Here is an 18,744-nt window from a genome sequence, read left to right as displayed (position 1 = left end):
CAATGACGTCATTGCGAGCCGTAGGCGAAGCAATCCACTAATTACGGAAGCTGTGGATAGGGGCTGGAATACGGCCGCCACGGTTGATGAAATCTGCACAGCCGAACTTGCTTACTGGCATAACAGGACAGCCACCAAGGAGTCCACCGAACTCTACCCATTCGCCGGCTTTTTTGCCAGGAGCAGGGATAAGGCGGCAGGCAGTTGTTTTATTGTTTACCATACCGATTGCAAACTCATCTGCAAGAATACCAGAGATTGTAGTAGCAGGGGTATCACCAGGAATTGCAATCATATCAAGACCTACAGAACAAACAGTAGTCATTGCTTCAAGCTTTTCAAGGCAGATAGAACCGTTCTTTGCAGCTTCAATCATACCTTCGTCTTCTGAAACTGGAATGAAGGCACCCGAAAGACCACCAACGTTTGTAGAAGCCATAACACCGCCCTTCTTTACCATATCTGTAAGCATTGCGAGGGCAGCGGTAGTTCCCGGAGCACCACAACCATCAAGACCGATTTCTTCGAGGATGCGGGCAACAGAATCACCAACAGCAGGAGTAGGAGCGAGTGAAAGGTCAAGAATACCAAACTGAACACCAAGGCGTTTTGCGGCTTCGCTTCCAACAAGCTGACCCATACGGGTAATTTTAAATGCCATCTTTTTAATACCATCAGCGAGTACGTTGATTGGCTGACCTTTATATTCTTTTGCGGCTGCCAGGATAACTCCAGGACCAGATACACCAACGTTGATTACACAGTCAGCTTCTCCAGGACCATGGAAGGCACCAGCCATAAATGGGTTATCTTCTGGAGCATTACAGAATACAACGAGCTTTGCACAGCCGTTTACTTCGCAGTTTTTAGAAACCTCGGCAGTCTTTACAATTGTCTCACCCATGAGCTTAACGGCATCCATGTTGATACCAGATTTTGTTGAACCTACGTTTACAGAAGAACAAACAAAATCAGTTGTTGCAAGGGCTTCTGGAATTGAGTCGATGAGGATGCGGTCTGCAGGAGTAATACCTTTCTGAACCAGAGCTGAGAAACCACCGATAAAGTTTACGCCCAGCTCGTGGGCACAGCGGTCGAGGGTTTTAATATATGGAACGTAATTTTTTGCTTCGCTTGCGCCGGCAACCAGGGCAATTGGAGTTACGGAAATACGTTTATTAATGATTGGTACTCCGAATTCCTTTTCAATATCCTGACCAGTTTTTACAAGGTTCCCGGCTTTTTTCATCACCTTATCGTAGATTTTATCGCAGGCACGTTTGCTGTCTGAGTCGGCACAATCCAGAAGGGAAATACCCATTGTGATACAACGGATGTCCAGCTTCTGTCGCATAAACATATTTACAGTTTCCTGAATTTCTACTGGTGAAAAAATCATAATAAGCTCCTGATTTAAGGTGATTGTTAAGTATTTTAATGAAAACTGTTAATGGGGGCAAGGTAGGAAAAAGAGTTGTAAAACGGGGGCGTTGCGGGGGGTGTCCCCCGCAGAAGGGGTAGTGGACAAGACCGCAGAGGACGGTGGTTGCGGTCCCTGAGCCTGTCGAAGGGGTCGAAACTACCGTCCTCGAGGACTTGGGAACGAGGGGGAGACTTCCCCCTCCTACTCTTATATTAAAAACCTACGGTCTGTTAGGGCGTGATGGACGATTTGGTCTGTTTGGTCTTGAAGGTTTTACATAAACTGGGCGTGGAGGTGTAGTTACAGCATGGAAAACTCCGCCGATAATACTTCCTACAACAATTGCACCAAGGATGTCGTCTGCATCTACGTTGTCTTCTATTACTACTGTTTCAACTTTAACGTCGGTTGGTTTTTCAGCGTAATAGTCCTTTGGCACCTTCTGCTTTGCTTTTCCAACTACAGTATCATCATAATTGTCGATAAGTTTTGCACTGATGATATAGTTTGGACCGTCGGCTTCAATTTTACCTGTACAGATATAATCTGCATCATCTGACTTTGCTACTACTTCCAAGATGTCTGAGCAGTAGAGTGAAAACTGAACAGATTTAGAAATCTTTTTGCGTTCGTTGTTTCCCAGATCTGAAGTGAAAACCTTTACGGCTACTGTTGCGCCATCATCATCAAAATCTTTGAGAAGTTTTTCTACAAGCGAGTCAAAAGGATCTGAATTTGCTGAATCGGCAAATACGAAGCCTGCAGAGACTGTGAATAAAATCAATAAGATAGAAAGAATTCTTTTCATGTTATTCTCCTGGGAAAAGTAATATCATTTCCCTATTCATAGTATTATAACACATGAAAGAAGAAAAAGTGTCACTTTAAAATGGATTGCTTCGCACTATGTGCTCGCAATGACGTCATTGCGAGGAGCGTAGCGACGTTGCAATCTATTTAGTAATTTTGAACCAGTTCCAAACGGTGGGATCTTCCTGGCCTATTCGCCAGAAGCCCATTTTCTGGATGCCGGCTTCTTCGTAGAGTCGGGCGAGCTGGAGCACGGAGTAGGTGTCGTTAAAGTAGCCGGTGACGTCTACCTGTGCGGTGTATTTGAAGGTTGGAATATCATCTTCGTAAACAACTTCGGGCACCTTGTGTTCTGTCATGATACGGTTTGCTCCGCTGAAGTACCAGGCGCCGGCGGTGGTTTCACTTGCCCAGGTGCGGCCGTAAAAAGGGATTCCCATTATGAGTTTTTTTGGTGGAATTGCTTTTTGTGCGTATTCCATTACTTTGCGGCACCAGTCTACGGATGCTACAGCTCCGGGGCGGCTTGTTGACCAGTGTTCGTCGTAGGCCATTACAAAAACGCGATCGCAGTAGTTTGCGATTTCGGCATAAGGGTAAATGTCTTCGGAAAGCAGCTTAAAACGCGCTGGTACGCAGATTGAAAACCATTTTGCCTTGCCGAGCATATAGCGCAGGTCTGAACAGAAGCTGATGAAGTGTTTTCTGTCGCGGGCCGGTACAAGTTCAAAATCTATCTGAACGCCGTCGTATGGGGCGCCGGCTTTTACAATTGCTTTAAGAAGATTGTTTCTGACTTTGCTGCCTGGCTCAAGTATGAAATGTGTGAGTGATTTACTGTCGCAGGTGATTACAAGATGGCAGCGCGCACCTTTTGTGTTGATTCTTGAACGGTTTGGAACGCTTACAAGCTCGCCATAGCAGTTTATTTCTGCGGAAAAAAAGCAGACGTCGGTGAGTGGAATGGAATTGTCGTATTCGTCGAGGCGGCTCTGCATAACGTAGCCCCAGCTTTCGCGAAGTGGGACGGGAGAGCCGGTTGGTTCACGGAGTTCGTAGAGTGGAAGGAGTGGTTTTTCTTCTTCGGGCTCCAGAACGGAAGGTTCATCGCCTTTGAAGGCGTATTCTACATCTTCAGTGGGAACTTCAATATCAGCTTTTCCGCGGGCAGAACAAGCGCAGTAAAAAACTGAGAGGGCTAACAATAAGCTGATTGTCTTTTTCATAAGGAGATTATCGGCAGATTTTGAGTCGTTATTGCGGAAAATCTTGTTATAATTCTATTATCTGATACATCGGATCTTCATCAGGATGCAGCTCAAGGATATGCTTTTCGCACGGAAGCACCTCGGAAGGATCGTGGGTAACGTGCAGCATGGTTGTGGTGCCGCCGTTTCCGATAAGCTCCATCAGATGAAGAATTTTGGCGCGGTACTGTTCGTCCAGGCCGTGGCAAGGTTCATCCAGAATAAGGATTTCCGGAGTTTTTACAGCAGAGCGCAGAATAAGGATTGCTCTCTGTTCTCCATAGCTGAGTGAACCAAAGCTTTCTGATTCGCGGCCTTCAAAACCGCCGAGGGCCAGCCACTTTTTTGCAGTCGCAATTTCAAGGTCGGAAGGAGAGTCTCCATATAAACCGATGCTGTCGCGGAATCCGCTTATAATCACCGCCAGAAGCGAGGTTCCCCCAAGCATGCGGTATTCCACATGCATTCGGTAAGAAACAATACCAAGCCGTTTTTTTATATCCCAGATAGTTTCACCTGAGCCGCGGCGGTTTCCGAAAATCTTAATATCATTGCTGAAAACCTGCATATTGTCGCCGGTGATAAGTTCAAGGAAGGTCGTTTTTCCGCTGCCGTTAGGGCCGCGCACAAGCCAGTGCTCGCCGCGAACCAGCTTCCAGGTAAGGTGGCGGAGCACCTGATGGTCATCCCAGCCAACGTTTACGTCGTTCATTTCAACTAAGATATCTTCAAGAGGTGGTTTCGATACGGCCTCCGGCCTACTCAACCACCGTGATTCGACCTGGTGGTTGAGTGCCTGCGAAGCAGGTGTATCGAAACCACCGGCCTGAGTCAGCTTTTTAAATCCTTCTTTAAAATCATTTTTAGTTTTTTCTTCGCCAGCCGCAGCCTCTGCTTGGCGCTTCTTCAAAAGCGCTTCAAAACCAGCGCGTTCTCCGCAGTAAGAAACTTTCTTCTCCCGGAACTCCAGAACATGAGTAATCGCATCCGGAATCTCATGCCAGCGCTCCATTCCAAGAATGATGTGAGGGAAATTATTTGAATCAGAAGAAGCTGCTTTATTCAGCTGACGTTTTGCAATTGAATCAAAAAACTCCAGAAGGATTGTGCGGCTCTGAACATCGAGGCCCGCAAAAGGATCGCTCAAAAGCAGAAGCTGTTTCCCAGATACCAGGGCGCGGGCAAGCAGGGTGCGGCGAATCTCACCGGTAGACATATATTTGAGCCCGCGGTCCAGAATCTTTTCAATTCCGCAGAGTTTTATGGCAGGTTCGTTTTCAATTAAATTTATGGAGTCCGGCATTGGCATGCCTTTTTTTAGCTCCGGATAAAGTGCCTGTGCAATAAACACTCTTCCGGTACGGCCATGGTCCACACCGCCTTCAAGATAATCACTTTCATCATTTTCGCGCTCTTCCTGAATCAAGCGGGCTGCGCGTTCAAGAGAAACAGTCTCTGTAGAATCATAAAAAATATCAGAAAAAAGTCCGTCGGTATTAGGTGTAATTTTGATGCCCGTGTTCCCCGAAAGTGCGTTCAAAAAATCAGCTTTTCCGCTTCCGTTTGGACCTGTAACCAGCCACACTTCACCTGCCTTCATTTCCCAGCTCATGTTCTGTATAAGAATTGAACGGCTGTTTTCAATACGGCAATTTTCTATTTTAATCAAAGACATTGTTTTCTCCAGAAACAATTAAATTAGAAACTCTCAGTAACAAGAATAGTTTTTTCAGGAAAAACTGATTTCAGCATTTCTTCATTTGAGTTTATGGTAACATCGTTTCTTAAAGCGGCTTCATTAATATTCAGACAACCTGAAGAAAGCTGCCCTAAAGCGCGAACGTTAAGCTCAATGTCGAACTTACGACCGGTAGTTTCATCCTTACCATCCAGCACTTCAACACGGTCCGAAAGAACTCGGAAAACAGCATTATTATCTGCAATCATTTCATCTGTAAGCTTCATGGTGAAATCACAGTTTGCAGGCTTCTTAATTATATCAAGAAGTATTCTGGCATTCATAACCCTTACCATAAAATGCTGGCAGCTTCTTTTTCCGATTGAATAGGCATCAGGTGTTTTAATAAATCTCAAAAGGTCAATGCCGTTAGGTAGAGGAAGTTTGATTGTTCCATAGTCTGCGCTGAACTGGCCAAGGAAGCCAAGAATTGCGTAAAAACTTTCACGGCTTGTCCAGGCACATTCATTTACCTGAAGAATTGCTGCAGGATCATTTTTTATATCTGTGAAAATAATATAAGAAACAGGTTTCCCATTCTCCAAAATGAGGTAAGAGAATTTACGGTCAATAAAAGGTTTGTCATACTTTAATTTATTGAGCATCATCTCTTCATTTCTGACAGCAGCAAAATTGTATGCCGGAGCAAACTGATTATAAACAGAAAGAAAATCTGAAACAGAATCACCGGTATTCCATTTACGGATTGTAAAAGAACTGTCTGCAGAAACTACCTTACGATAGTTAGTTAAAGTAGCCGGTATAAAAGAATATTCATTCTGGAAGGTCACAACCTCATAGTCGAACTTACGGTAAAATTCATGATTAAATGGATACAGTGTAGAAATGACTTCGCCGTTCTTATAGGCTTCCGGAATCAGTGCATTAAAGATTTCACGGACAGCACCAGTGTTGCGGTATTCTGGAAGTGTAGCTACTCCGCCAATGCCGCCAGCCTTTACAGCTTTTCCATCAAAATAAAAATCATAATGATTATTGATGATTCGGGCCATTAGATGATTGTCGTCATCAAAGGCACCCCAGTCTTCATCGGTTGCCGAACTGTACTTTTCAACATCAGATTCCTGAAGTTCAATACGCTGATGAAAGCAGTAATTAAAAAGCAGATACGCATCGTAACGTTCTTTTCCTTCAAGTTTTCGGATTTCCATTTTTTACCTCAACATCATTATAAACGAATAATAATACTAAGATAAGAGGGGGAGGCCCCCTGCGCCCGCACTTCGTTGCGTGCTACCCCCTATGCGGGGCACATCCCCGCAACGCCCCTGCTAGACAATCTAATGTACACAATGCTTGGATGCGAACTGTTTGTGGTCGTATAAAAAGTGATTATCGATATTCAGCAAGTGTAGTGTACAATAATTTCCCATGGTGTAATCCTACAAAAGAACAAAAAGAAACAATTGAAGATGCTGCGCACGGTATACTTGATGCTCGTGCTGTAATGGCTGCATATGGTTTCAATACAAAAATGACAGAATCTGAATGTGTGGCAGAATTGTTCAAGATGTACGAAGAATTGACGAAAAAGAGCAATTAGCAAAAGTGGTAAAACTCTTTTTTTCGAGAATTTACATATAATTTAACAAATTTCTTCATTTTATATGTACGTTTGCTGGAAAATTCATAAAAAATGCAGTGAATTTCTTGAATTTTGAGGAAAATAAGGGCTGAAAGACGAAGAAAACAGCTGATTTTTAGCGATTTTTCGGAAAATGTACATATAATTTGAATTAAAATGCGTTTTTATATGTATTTTAACAGAATTTTGTGATATTACCGTGGATAAAGAGTGCGTTAGGGATTGTAGGGGCTGCCCTGAAAGGGCAGTTCCGAAGGAATGGAGCCGAATGGCGGAACCCCGGAAAGCCCGACCGCTGCCGGCGAAAGACGGCGGCGGGAACGCCCGTTTACCTGCTCAAAAACCGTAGCGGTGGCAATGCTTGTAGACCACTCACAAATTCATTAAAATAATTCTCATGAGTACTAATAACGAATTATGCCCATGTGGTTCGGGCAAGACATACAGCGAATGCTGTGAACCAATTATTAAAGGAAAAACAAAAGCTCCAAATGCCGAAGCATGTATGCGCGCACGCTACACTTCATACGTAAAGCACGAAATTGACTACATCATCAATTCTTGCGAAGAAGGCGAAGGAATTGGCGAAATTGACCGCCAGGCAACAGAAGACTGGAGCAAGCAGTCTCAGTGGAACGGACTTAAGATTCTCCGCACAGAAAATGGTGAAAAAGAAGACGAGCAGATTGTAGAATTCGAAGCAGATTATACACTTCATAACATGCACGACGTTCACCACGAAATCTCTCTTTTCAGAAAGGTTGGAGATGACTGGAAATATGTTGCTGGAAACGTAATTCCTACAACTGTAAAACGCGTAGGTGCAAAAGTTGGACGCAACGATCCATGTCCTTGCGGAAGTGGAAAGAAATATAAGCAGTGCTGCGGACGCTAGTTTTATGGTAATAACCGGATTTCATTCAATCGAAGAAAAACTCCGTGCCGCAAAGGGAAAAGGCGGTGACAAAGGTGCTGGTGCCGCCGCTGCCAATGCCGGGCTCAAGCTTTTTTACAGCAAGCCCGGTCCCCGCGTAAAGAAAATTCTTGCTGCTGCTAAAGAAGCCGGAATTACAGCTGTTCAGACCGACGACAAAAAGCTCGACGAAATGGTAAGCGGTCTGGACGAAAAACTCCGCGACCACCGCGGCCTTGTAATGGAAATTAAGGGCGGCGAAAAGCAGACAGCTAATATAGTAGATTTCGATTCCTGGGTAAAAACCCACAGTGCCGATTCCGACGACACAGCAAAACCTTGCACAGTAGTAATGCTCGACAGCATCACAGACCCTCACAACGTAGGCGCAATCATCCGTAGCTGCGACCAGTTTGGTGCATCCCTCGTAGTAATTCCAGAGCACAATAGTGCCAGCGATATTGCCGGCAACGAAGTAATTGGCCGTACAAGTGCCGGAGCAAGTGCCTGGGTACCAGTTACAATAGTAAACAACCTCGTACGTGCTGCAGAACAGCTTAAACAGGCCGGCTTCTGGATTTACGGAGCCGACGCAGGTGGAGAAAACTGCCGCAAAATCGACTTTGCCAAAAAATCTGTTATAATTATGGGTAGCGAAGGAACAGGAATTGCACAGCTCCTCGAAAAGCAGTGCGATACAATTGTTTCAATTCCAACCGGCGGAAAAATCGACAGCCTCAACGTTTCGGTAGCCGCAGGTGTACTTTTATACGAACTTTTTGCTCGACAAATTTGACAAAAAATGTCATACTGTTATAATATAAAAGTGAGGTAAAACTATGTCCAGACAAGACGAGATCGCAGAAAAAGCAGTAAGAAAATCAACACTTAAATCTCTTAAGACAAAAAAGCATTCAAGACTTAAGCAGCTTAAAAAAGATTATGAAAATGCCGTACAGCAGATTAACATTCAGTATGCAGAAGATCCTGAACGCCTTAAAGCAAAATATGCCGCTGCAGAATACGCAAAAAACGAACGTGCTAAAAAGCGTGCAGAAAAGCGCATTGCAAACGAAAAACGTCTTCTTGAACTTGCTAAAAAATCACGCCGTCTTTCAGTAGGCGAGGAAATTGGAAGTTCAATTGTACAGGGAATAGGTGTAGCACTCTTTATCGCTGCAACTGCTATTCTGGACACAATCGCTGTTGGTCAGCTCCAGAGCTGGGTAAATGTAACAACAGTGTTCTATTCACTTTTCGGTGCTTCAATGATTCTCATGTACCTGAGTTCAGTTCTTCAGCACGCACTTACAAACATCACAGCAAAGCAGGTATTCAACCGCATTTCACATGTTTTCTCATTCCTTATCATTGGATTTGGTTACAGTGCTTACACAATCACAAAGATTCAGGGAAACACAGGCTGGATTCTTTTCGGTATTGTATGGGGTCTCGTATTTATCGGAATCCTCTTCTATGCAATTGCCGGTGAAAAATACAACAAGCTGAATATTGCGCTTTACATACTCGCAGGCTTCTCTGGACTCTTTGTAGCAAAGAATCTTTTCGAAGTTCTTTCACCAAAAAGCTTCAGCATGCTCATCCTTGGCGCTGTATTCTATCTCGTAGGAATTATCTTCTACAACCTCAAGAAAATTAAGTTCATGCACCTTCTCAGCAACATCATCATGCTTTTCGGTAGTGTGTACATTTTCTTCTCGTTGTTCTTCCTCGGTGCATAAGCCTAACAAAGAATAACTAAGAATAGAAAAGAATATTTATGACAGAAAAGTTTTCTACCAAAAAGACCATTTTATTACTTATTGCTCCTTTCATTTTATATCTGATTGGAGCACTCTTAAGTCAAATTTGTACAGACCTTCTTTTTAAGTTTGTTTCAATAGAACAACAATATATTCGTACAAGCATCAAGCACATTTCAGATTTTGCTTTTGTATTTTTACTGCTCTGGCTTTGTATTTACAAAATGTTCCATCTGAAGTTTGATGATTTTGGAATTAACCTGCATTTTAAGTGGTGGAGTATTGTAGCCGCAATTTTGATTCCAGCTTACATGGTAGTTGTTTATCTGATTGTTGGAAACCTTACCGTAAATCACCACTCAACAGGTGAAACTGTATTACTCGTTATTAATTCACTTACCTTAGGTTTACAGTCCGGCTTTCTTGAAGAAATCCTTTTTCGTGGAATTTTCATGAAGACTCTGGAAAACAGATGGAATAAGACTGTTGCAATCATAGCACCTTCTTTATTCTTCAGCCTTGTACACATTCCAAGCATGTCATCATTCTCTGTGGTTGGAATTCTTGTTCTGATTGTTGCAGGTACCATGGTAGGTGTTATGTTTTCTATGGCAGCTTATAGAGGAAACTCAATTGCCAATAGTGCAATTATTCACGCCATCTGGAATTTCACATTGATTTCAAATATTTTTAATATTGTTCCAGAAGGCGCTGGTCTTACAAACTCAATCTTCACAATCACTCTGCCAACAAATAACATTTTTATTACAGGTGCAGAGTTTGGAATTGAGGCATCAATTTTCGCAATACTCGCTTATGTAGTAGTCAGCTTAATATTGATGCCTAAGAAGAAATCTGCCTAAAGTAATTTTTCTAGTTCGGCAATCTTTTCGCTTGTGGTTGCCCAGCTGGTTGCAAATCTTACTACGGTATGAGTCTCATCATATTTTTCCCAGAAGCTGAACTTCACATTTTTCTGAAGCTCTTTGAGCTTTTCGTTTTCAAGAATAACAAACTGCTGGTTAGTTGGTGAATCTATAAAGAACTTATAACCTTTTTTGATGAAGAGATTTTTAAGTTCTTCTGCACGCTCAATTGCATTGCGGCTGATTTCAAAATATAAATCATCAGTAAAAAGAGTATCAAACTGAATTGCTAAAAGACGGCCCTTTGCCAAAAGTGCTCCGTGCTTCTTAACCAGATGCTCAAAATGAAGAGGCATATTTTTCTTTGTGAAGACAACTGCTTCTCCGCATAGAGCGCCAACCTTTGTTCCGCCAATGTAAAAAACATCACAAAGCTCTGCAATATCAGTCATAGTTAAATCTGTCTGTTTGCTCATAAGACCGTAGCCAAGGCGGGCGCCATCAAGAAATAGCGGGATTTTATGTTTACGGCAGGTGGTAGAGATCTCGGTCAGTTCTTTTTTTGAATACAGAGTGCCATATTCTGTAGGGTGTGAAATATATACCATTCCCGGGAAAACCATATGTTCATGATTTCCGTCGTTGTAAAAATCTGTGATATAAGAATCAAGTTCTGCCGCATCAATCTTTCCGTTGTGGGCAGGGAGTGTTAAAACTTTTCGTCCGGTAAACTCAATTGCGCCGGCTTCGTGAACACTTATATGTCCGCTTTGTGTCGCAACCACGCCTTCATACTGATGAAGCATAGTATCAATTACAATCTGATTAGTCTGAGTACCGCCAGTCAAAAAAGCAATCTGAGCATCTGGCAGAGAACAGGCAGCGGCAATTTTTTCTCTTGCAGATTTTGTGTAAGCATCTGCCCCATAGCCGGAAAGGCATTCCATATTAGTTTTTGTCAGTGCTTCTAAAATCTTTGGATGCGCACCTTCAATATAATCACTTTCGAACGACAGCATTTTTCTATTTACCTCTTTTTTTTAAGATAGCATATGCGTCGGTATAGATTCTAGTAGCCTGAAAAAATTATCCCTGCAGGCTTTCTTCTTTTTTGAGTTTGAGTTTATTTTTGTACATTGCTTTGTCGGCGCGGTCAAATTTTATATAGTGTTTTTTTACAATAAAAAGTGATTTTCTATCTTCTTTTACGTTTTTAGTTGTGATATGTTAGAGTGTCTAAGGAGATTTTTCATGAACGACAACCCACAGAAATATAATAAGACTCTTCTTGCCTGCTATCTTGGCTTTATTACTCAGGCGATTACTGCAAATTTTACGCCGCTTCTTTTTTTGATGTTCAATAAAAGTTACGAAGTTTCACTTGGAAAAATTGCTCTTATTCCAGCTGTATTTTTTCTTACTCAGCTTGTTGTTGATATCATTTGTGCTCAGGTTGTGGATAAAATCGGCTACAGAAAATGCATCATAACTTCTTGTTTGTGTTCGGCTGCGGGTTTGCTTCTGCTTGCTTTCTTGCCGGATTTGTTTTCAGATCCGTTTGTTGGAATCATAATAAGTGTTGTTGTTTATGCAATTGGAAGCGGCCTTGTTGAAGTGCTTGGAAGTCCGATTGTTGAGGCTTGCCCGTTTGAGCACAAGGAAGCCGTTATGAGCCTTTTGCATTCGTTTTACTGCTGGGGCTCTGTGGGCGTAATTGTGATTTCTACACTCTTCTTTAAGTTTGCGGGAATTGAGAACTGGAAAATCCTTGCCTGCATCTGGGCAGTAATTCCACTTTACAATATTTATAATTTTGCAACTTGCCCGATTGAGCAGCCAAATGGCGGCGAAAAAGGAATGGGCCTTGTGGCACTGTTCAAGCTTCCGCTTTTCTGGGTGGCAGTTATTCTTATGATTTGTGCAGGTGCTTCTGAGCTTTCAATGGCACAGTGGGCTTCGGCTTTTGCGGAGTCTGCTTTGGGACTTTCAAAAAATATTGGTGATCTTGCAGGCCCTTGTCTCTTTGCAGTTGCGATGGGAACAGTTCGTGCAATCTTTGGAAAGTTTGGTCATAAATTGAATCTTATGCACTTTATGATTTTTTCTGGAGCCTTGTGTCTTGTAAGTTATCTGCTTGCTTCTCTTTCATCAGTTCCAATTCTCGGACTTTTGGGCTGTATATTTTGTGGCTTCTCAGTTGCAATTATGTGGCCGGGAACAATCAGTATCTGCTCTCCAAGAATTCCAAAAGGCGGCACCGCACTCTTTGCAATGCTCGCCATGTCTGGAGATTTAGGTGGAGCAGCCGGCCCTGCTATTGTTGGAAATATTTCACAGGTTTTCAGCAATAACCTTAAGGCGGGACTGCTCGCCGGAACCATTTTTCCTGTAGTTCTGATTGTGATGATTCTTCTGATTCCGGCTATTACAAAAAAGACTAGTTAGCAGTTGCCGCAGTATTCGTAGCCAGCTTCTTCTACGGCTGCTTTGATTGCTGCTTCATCTACAGCTTTTGAAGTTTCGATTGTTACAGTGCCTGATTCGTGTGAAGCTGTTGCAGATGTAATTCCATCGATTGCTTCAAGAGCTTTTTTTACGTGCATTTCGCAGTGTCCGCACATCATACCTTTTACATTGATTTTCATAGAGTTCTCCTCGAGTGTGGCTTTACCTGAAACCACCTCTGTATTTATAAGATTTCCCTTTACGGGATTTTTCACTGATTTATCGCGACTTGAGTCGTATGGTTTTACGAAGTTTAAGCGCAGAGCGTTTGTAACTACGCAGAAGCTTGAAAGTCCCATTGCCGCTGCTCCAAACATTGGATTTAAGCTCCAGCCGAAAGCTGCAACATAACAGCCGGCCGCAAGTGGAATTCCAATCACATTGTAGAAGAAGGCCCAGAAGAGATTTTCGTGGATGTTACGCAGTGTGCTTCGTGAGATGCGGATGGCGGCTGCGACGTCGAGCAGGCTGTTCTTCATCAGTACAACATCTGCAGCATCTATCGCAACATCTGTTCCAGCGCCAATTGCAATTCCAAGATCTGCGGTGGTGAGCGCAGGGGCGTCGTTGATTCCATCTCCTACCATCATAACTTTTCCGTTCTTCATAAGATTGCGGATTACTTCTTCTTTTCCGTCCGGTTTTACTGAAGCAATTACTTCGTCGACTCCGGCCTGGGCACCAATTGTTCGTGCTGTAGTTTCGTTGTCTCCTGTGAGCATTACAACGTGGAGTCCCATGTTCTTAAGCTGATTTATGGCAGCTGGGGAATCTTCTTTGATTGTATCTGCTACGGAAATTATGCCGAGAAGTTTGTTTTCCTTTGCGAAGAGAACTGGTGTTTTTCCCTGGGCAGAGAGTTCGGAAATTTTTTCCTTGAGAGGAGAGATGTCTACACCAGAGACCTTGACAATATATTCCGCATTACCACCGAAAACTGTTTCGCTATTTATGCGTGCCTTAAGTCCGTTTCCTGCTACAACTTCAAAGTCTGTTGTCTCTGATGTTGCAGCGCCTTTCTGGTTTGCATAAAGTGCAATGGCTTTTGAAATCGGGTGTTCGCTTTTTGCTTCGAGTGAACTTGCAGCAGAAACAAGTTCTGCCTCATTCACACCTTCTGCTGTAACAACATCAGTTACCTTCATAACGCCGGTTGTGATGGTGCCGGTTTTATCAAGTGCAATAATCTGAATTCGGCTAGCCTGTTCAAGCGAAGCAGAAGTTTTGAAAAGAATACCAGACTTAGCACCAATGCCGTTTCCAACCATAATTGCAACAGGTGTAGCAAGTCCAAGCGCACAAGGGCAGCTTATTACTAAAACAGAAACAGCGCGCGCAATTGCATAACCAAGGGTCTGACCTGCAATCAGCCAGGCTTCGAATGTCACAAGAGCAATTGTAATTACAACCGGAACAAACACGCCCGAAACCTTATCAGCAATTTTTGCAATTGGTGCTTTAGTTGCAGCGGCATCACTTACCATGCGGATAATTTCTGAAAGGGTAGTGTCTTCACCAACACGTGTTGCATGGCATACCATATAGCCTGATGTATTTATTGTTGCAGAAGATATTTTATCACCGGTCTGCTTTTCAACAGGAATACTTTCACCTGTCAAAGCAGATTCGTTTACGGCACTCTGGCCTTCGGTTACAATTCCGTCTACAGGAATCTTATCGCCAGGGCGTACAACGAACAGATCGCCGACTTTAACTGCCTCAACCGGTACTGTCTTTTCAACACCGTCTACGAGAAGTACAGCAGTTTCCGGCGCAAGATTCATCAAAGCCTTAAGCGCGTTGGTTGTCTTTCCCTTAGATTTTGCTTCGAGCAGTTTTCCAACAGTAATCAAAGTAAGAATCGTTGCAGCAGATTCAAAATAGAACTGATCCATATAGTAAGAAATCTGCGCCTGATCTGCCTGTAGCACAGCACTGGTCATTGCAAAAAGTGCGAACACGCTGTAGCCGAACGAAGCAGTTGCACCCAGAGCAATCAGAGTGTCCATATTCGGCGAGTGGTGAATCAGCCCCTTAAATCCGCTTATAAAAAACTTCTGATTTATCACCATAATAAGCGCAGAAATCAAAAGTTCATAAAGCCCCATTGCAACGTGGTTTCCATCTAGAAAAGGGGGAAGCGGCCAGTTCCACATCATGTGTCCCATTGAAACATACATCAGCGGAATCAAAAGAATTATAGATGCAATCAGGCGCTTTTTCATTTTTGGAGTTTCTGTGTCTTTTAGAGAGTCTGCTGCATTCTGCTTTCCAGACTTTTCGCCAGCAGAGTTCCGGCCAGTCACTTTTGTACTCGCTCCATATCCCGCTGCTTCAACAGCCTGAATAATAGCCTTAGCGGAAGCATCACCTTCTACGCCCATTGAATTAGTTAACAAACTTACCGCGCAGCTTTTTACTCCGGGCACAGCACTTACAGCTTTTTCAACCCGAGTCTGGCAGGCCGCACAGCTCATACCAGTTACATTAAATTGTTCCATAAAAGCCCCCTTATTTCATGAGCTTCTGAAGAGCAGTTACGAGTTCATCAATAACTTCATCATTTCCAGAACGGATATTTTCTGCAACACAAGTCTTCACATGATTTCCAAGTAAAACTTTATTGAAGCTGTTGAGTGCACTTGAGATTGCAGAAACCTGCATAAGAATATCTGTACAGTAAGCGCCGCTTTCGAGCATGCCTTCAACACCGCGAACCTGTCCTTCAATTCGTTTGAGGCGATTCATCAGATCTTTTTTTTCGGCCTCTTCTCGTTCCTTGTGTTTACCGGAACAGTGCGGACATTCACTTTCTTTGGTAGTCATATATATCCTCCGTTGTATACCCCTGTGGGGTATCAATCAATTGGGAGTATATACCCAGTGGGGGTATATGTCAATCTGAGAGGGGAATAATATTTTGTTTTTAAAAAAGATCGAGCATGGAATCCAGATAAACAGCTTCACGAACCTGAAGCTGATATTCCGGCTTAGTCATGTAATATAAAAGGAACTCAAGAATAATGGCACTGCCAAGACCACGGCCTTCAAGTTTAAAGTTTGTAAAACCCATTGGCAGGTAAGTTTCTAGAATATCTTTTGTGCCAATAAAGGCAGGATTTTTCATTGCAAGAGAAAAACGGTAACCGCCAGCTGCGTCCGGAGAAGTGCATTTGTGATCAGAAATTTCCTCTCCAAGATTTTTACGGCTTACATTTTCGTAGCACACTTTACGGTTTTTACAGCCAAAGTCGCAGCATTCATTACAGAGAAATTCAACTTTGTCTTTTTGAGTTTGAGAAAGAGATTTTAATCTGTCAAAAGTTTTGTTTAGCCGAAAGTCTGGAACTACAAAGCTAAACTCGGGGCGATTCAGTTCGGTTTCAAAAACATCAAAATCTGTAAGAACTTTTGTCGTAGAAGAAATAAGATAAAGCTCAGGATAATTTGTTTTTAGGTAATTTACCAGTAAATCAGAATGAACAATCACACCATGACGGCCGGCATTTTTTGCAAACTTTTTACAAAGCTCATTACACTTTTTGTATGCAAGGTGTTCTTCGCGAAGTAAAGAATTGCTGAACGTGAGTCTTGCAGAAATCCCAAATTCTTCTATAAGCGCAATTACATCTTCAACATCAGCATCACCAAAAGCAGCCCTGCCGCCGCCCCAAAGACAATCCGATGGAGCTCCATAAATCGAACCGATATCACACCAATCATAAAACCACTCTCGGTGTTCCCGGTACAAAGGCAGAAACAACTTGTACAGTTCGTAAAACTCAAAGAGGCCAGGAAGATGATAATGCGCGGTGGATTTTATATCAGTCATTATTTTTAATATGGCAAAAGTTTATTCATTAAAATAATTTTTGAGAATATTTTTTGCGTATTCACTTTCATCAGGATTTTCAGATTCTGACATTATTTTATAATATTTATATGCTGTCTCAGTATCTCCAAGATTATAGCAGATCCGTGCAAGGTTACCGAGCAATATCATATCAGATGGATCTAACTCATAGCCTTTCTGGAAATATTTTTTTGCTGACTCCAGATCATTTGTAAACATTGCGGCAATGCCTGCATCATTATATGCCCTTATATCATCAGGATATTGTTCCACATACAGAGCAGAGATTTCTTTCATCATTGGATATGTTGCAGGATTCTTTGTGTTATACCATTTCAAAATATATTCATGAATAGATGCCGCAAATCCAACTTGAGCAGATTTGATTGTTTCGTTATTCGACCATAACCATGAATCTTTGTATTTTTTATTCAGCTCCATGATATGTTTAATGACTTCGGCCTGCTTTTCGTATTCTGCAAGCATAAAGTAAAGCTGAGCTTTTCCAAAATGCATATCAAGGCGTTTTGGATTATAGGAAAGTCCTTTATCAATATATTCAAAAGCTTTGGCACATAAATCATCATCATATTCAATTACAGAATAAATATAGATTTTATCACCGTTCTCATTTTTGCCTTCCATGTATTGTCCATTAAAATTCGGTGGCAAGAATGATTCAACATGCATCTGTTCATTTCTCGCCTGCATAATGTACATATTGAAATAGCAGACATAAAGTTCCGGATCTTTCTTACTTTTCTTTTCCCACTTTCCCAGGAACTCTGTTGCTTCATCATATTTATCATCCTGCCAGAGGTTCCAGAATTGTTCTGAATTACTCTGTGCGAATAATGCAGACATTACGAATAATGCAATAATTGAAATCAGAAATCTTTTTTTCATTTTTCACCTCTTCGGAAACACCCCAGTGCGGGCGTCCGTGTAACTACGCGCTTAAACGCTTTTGCGACTTGACCCGACATTCGATTTGAAGGGCATGTTAGGTTTCGTCTCTATAAATATCGAGAAAGCTTCTCAATAATTATTTCTTCAAAATTTCTTCTTCCATCAATAACAGTAAGAATTACTACTTTATCTTTAGAAATTTTGTAAACAATTCTATAATAACCTTGTATCAATTCTCTGTATTGGGTAATACCTTGTCTTTCAAGTTCTGGAATAATTCTTCCGCTTTTTGGATGTTGTTGTAAAGACATTACATTTTCTTCAAATTCTGAAATTGTGGTCTCAACATAATCTTGTGAATACGAAGAATAATATTCTATTATTTCATTAAAATCATCTTGAGCAAATGGAGAAACTTCAACTTTTTTTATTTCATTTTCCACAATTATACTTCCTTCTTAAATTTGCAAAGACTTCAGAAGCAGGTTTGCATTCCCCATTTTGTATTGATTTCTCAGAAGCTTGTATAATTCTTAATAAGTTGAATGCATTCTTCATTTCCTGATATGATTCTACATCAATTAATACAGCTCTTGATTCTCCGTTTTGTGTAATGACTAAGGGTTCTTTTCTGTCATTAACAAAATTCATCATGTCTGCGGCATTTGTTTTCACATATGAAATGGGTTTTATGCATTCTTGAATATTAGTTATCATATTATATTCTCCAGTCCATTTATGATACTATATAAAGACTGATAAGACAAGAAAAAAGAAAGGCGAGCTTGACTGCGTGTCGGCTACGAAACTTTGAAAATCATTAAGGCCCCAGTTTTATCATGCTAAGATAGATAAGTCCATCAGGGCACAATATCCTAATTAATTCGACAGGGGGACCTTAATGAGATTCTATAAGAACCAGCATCAATTTTACATTGGAATCGACCTTCACGCAAGAACGATGTACATCTGTGTTATCAACAACATCGGGGAAACTGTATTCCACAAAAACATGGAATGTTCCAGAGATAATCTGGAGCTTGTGACCAATACTTTTGGAAAGGACATTGTTGTTGGAGTGGAATGCATTTTTACCTGGTACTGGGTTGCA

The 18,744-nt window shown here is 41.9% G+C and carries 18 protein-coding genes and 1 pseudogene; 7 read left to right on the top strand and 12 right to left on the bottom strand.

Annotated elements, in window-relative coordinates:
- Positions 1 to 37: 37 nt before the first annotated feature.
- The 5 genes from BM161_RS00095 to BM161_RS00075 form a co-directional block, all read right to left on the bottom strand.
- Positions 38 to 1,399 carry a PFL family protein gene (locus BM161_RS00095; protein ID WP_074929587.1) on the bottom strand — a complete coding sequence of 454 codons (1,362 nt, stop codon included), beginning with the start codon at positions 1,397 to 1,399 and terminating at the stop codon, positions 38 to 40.
- Positions 1,400 to 1,643: 244 nt separating this feature from the next.
- Positions 1,644 to 2,231: a hypothetical protein gene (locus BM161_RS00090; RefSeq protein WP_074929586.1), complete on the bottom strand. Its 588-nt coding sequence runs from the start codon at positions 2,229 to 2,231 to the stop codon at positions 1,644 to 1,646.
- 145 nt (positions 2,232 to 2,376) lie between these two features.
- The gene (locus tag BM161_RS00085; protein ID WP_074929585.1) at positions 2,377 to 3,459 is read right to left on the bottom strand and encodes a glycosyl hydrolase family 18 protein; all 1,083 of its coding nucleotides are present in this window, start codon (positions 3,457 to 3,459) and stop codon (positions 2,377 to 2,379) included.
- A gap of 46 nt (positions 3,460 to 3,505) precedes the next feature.
- Positions 3,506 to 5,155 (bottom strand): ATP-binding cassette domain-containing protein, encoded by a 1,650-nt coding sequence (locus tag BM161_RS00080; RefSeq protein WP_074929584.1) that lies wholly within the window; start codon positions 5,153 to 5,155, stop codon positions 3,506 to 3,508.
- Positions 5,156 to 5,178: 23 nt separating this feature from the next.
- A complete protein-coding gene (locus tag BM161_RS00075) occupies positions 5,179 to 6,390 on the bottom strand; it encodes a GNAT family N-acetyltransferase (protein ID WP_074929583.1) in 1,212 nt (403 codons plus the stop codon).
- A 41-nt stretch (positions 6,391 to 6,431) separates the two neighbouring features.
- Between BM161_RS00075 and BM161_RS00070 the strand changes: the two genes are divergently transcribed.
- From BM161_RS00070 to BM161_RS00050, 5 genes are all read left to right on the top strand, one after another.
- A complete protein-coding gene (locus tag BM161_RS00070; RefSeq protein WP_342351351.1) occupies positions 6,432 to 6,782 on the top strand; it encodes a type IIL restriction-modification enzyme MmeI in 351 nt (116 codons plus the stop codon).
- Positions 6,783 to 7,221: 439 nt separating this feature from the next.
- Positions 7,222 to 7,719: a YchJ family protein gene (locus BM161_RS00065; RefSeq protein ID WP_074929581.1), complete on the top strand. Its 498-nt coding sequence runs from the start codon at positions 7,222 to 7,224 to the stop codon at positions 7,717 to 7,719.
- 4 nt (positions 7,720 to 7,723) lie between these two features.
- Complete coding sequence (rlmB, locus tag BM161_RS00060; RefSeq protein ID WP_074929580.1) at positions 7,724 to 8,533, top strand: 23S rRNA (guanosine(2251)-2'-O)-methyltransferase RlmB; 810 nt, start codon at positions 7,724 to 7,726, stop codon at positions 8,531 to 8,533.
- 43 nt (positions 8,534 to 8,576) lie between these two features.
- Positions 8,577 to 9,479: a PAQR family membrane homeostasis protein TrhA gene (trhA, locus tag BM161_RS00055; RefSeq protein WP_074929579.1), complete on the top strand. Its 903-nt coding sequence runs from the start codon at positions 8,577 to 8,579 to the stop codon at positions 9,477 to 9,479.
- A 38-nt stretch (positions 9,480 to 9,517) separates the two neighbouring features.
- A complete protein-coding gene (locus BM161_RS00050) occupies positions 9,518 to 10,363 on the top strand; it encodes a CPBP family intramembrane glutamic endopeptidase (RefSeq protein ID WP_074929578.1) in 846 nt (281 codons plus the stop codon).
- Here BM161_RS00050 and BM161_RS00045 read toward each other — a convergent pair.
- Complete coding sequence (locus BM161_RS00045) at positions 10,360 to 11,385, bottom strand: threonine aldolase family protein (protein WP_074929577.1); 1,026 nt, start codon at positions 11,383 to 11,385, stop codon at positions 10,360 to 10,362. The two genes, BM161_RS00050 and BM161_RS00045, sit on opposite strands and share 4 nt — an antisense overlap.
- A gap of 232 nt (positions 11,386 to 11,617) precedes the next feature.
- Between BM161_RS00045 and BM161_RS00040 the strand changes: the two genes are divergently transcribed.
- Entirely contained in the window at positions 11,618 to 12,811 is a 1,194-nt protein-coding gene (locus tag BM161_RS00040; RefSeq protein WP_074929576.1) for an MFS transporter, read from the top strand.
- Here BM161_RS00040 and BM161_RS00035 read toward each other — a convergent pair.
- The 6 genes from BM161_RS00035 to BM161_RS00010 form a co-directional block, all read right to left on the bottom strand.
- Entirely contained in the window at positions 12,808 to 15,372 is a 2,565-nt protein-coding gene (locus BM161_RS00035; protein WP_074929575.1) for a heavy metal translocating P-type ATPase, read from the bottom strand. The genes BM161_RS00040 and BM161_RS00035 overlap by 4 nt on opposite strands.
- 10 nt (positions 15,373 to 15,382) lie before the next feature.
- Positions 15,383 to 15,697, bottom strand: coding sequence for a metal-sensing transcriptional repressor (locus BM161_RS00030; protein WP_074929574.1), 315 nt, complete (start codon positions 15,695 to 15,697; stop codon positions 15,383 to 15,385).
- Between the two features lie 100 nt (positions 15,698 to 15,797).
- A complete protein-coding gene (locus BM161_RS00025; RefSeq protein ID WP_074929573.1) occupies positions 15,798 to 16,703 on the bottom strand; it encodes a hypothetical protein in 906 nt (301 codons plus the stop codon).
- A 21-nt stretch (positions 16,704 to 16,724) separates the two neighbouring features.
- Positions 16,725 to 17,630 (bottom strand): tetratricopeptide repeat protein, encoded by a 906-nt coding sequence (locus BM161_RS00020; protein WP_074929572.1) that lies wholly within the window; start codon positions 17,628 to 17,630, stop codon positions 16,725 to 16,727.
- A gap of 110 nt (positions 17,631 to 17,740) precedes the next feature.
- Entirely contained in the window at positions 17,741 to 18,076 is a 336-nt protein-coding gene (locus BM161_RS00015) for a type II toxin-antitoxin system RelE/ParE family toxin (RefSeq protein WP_074929571.1), read from the bottom strand.
- Positions 18,066 to 18,350 carry a type II toxin-antitoxin system Phd/YefM family antitoxin gene (locus BM161_RS00010; RefSeq protein ID WP_074929570.1) on the bottom strand — a complete coding sequence of 95 codons (285 nt, stop codon included), beginning with the start codon at positions 18,348 to 18,350 and terminating at the stop codon, positions 18,066 to 18,068. The genes BM161_RS00015 and BM161_RS00010 overlap by 11 nt, the downstream gene beginning before the upstream one ends.
- A 184-nt stretch (positions 18,351 to 18,534) precedes the next feature.
- On the opposite strand from BM161_RS00010, the pseudogene BM161_RS00005 reads away from it, so the two are divergent.
- Positions 18,535 to 18,744, top strand: a pseudogene (locus BM161_RS00005) (IS110 family transposase); the annotation flags it as partial.

It is taken from the genome of Treponema bryantii (assembly GCF_900113965.1).
In the GTDB taxonomy this organism is placed as follows: Bacteria; Spirochaetota; Spirochaetia; order Treponematales; family Treponemataceae; genus Treponema_D; species Treponema_D bryantii_A.
This window is presented reverse-complemented; position numbering and strand designations above follow the sequence as displayed.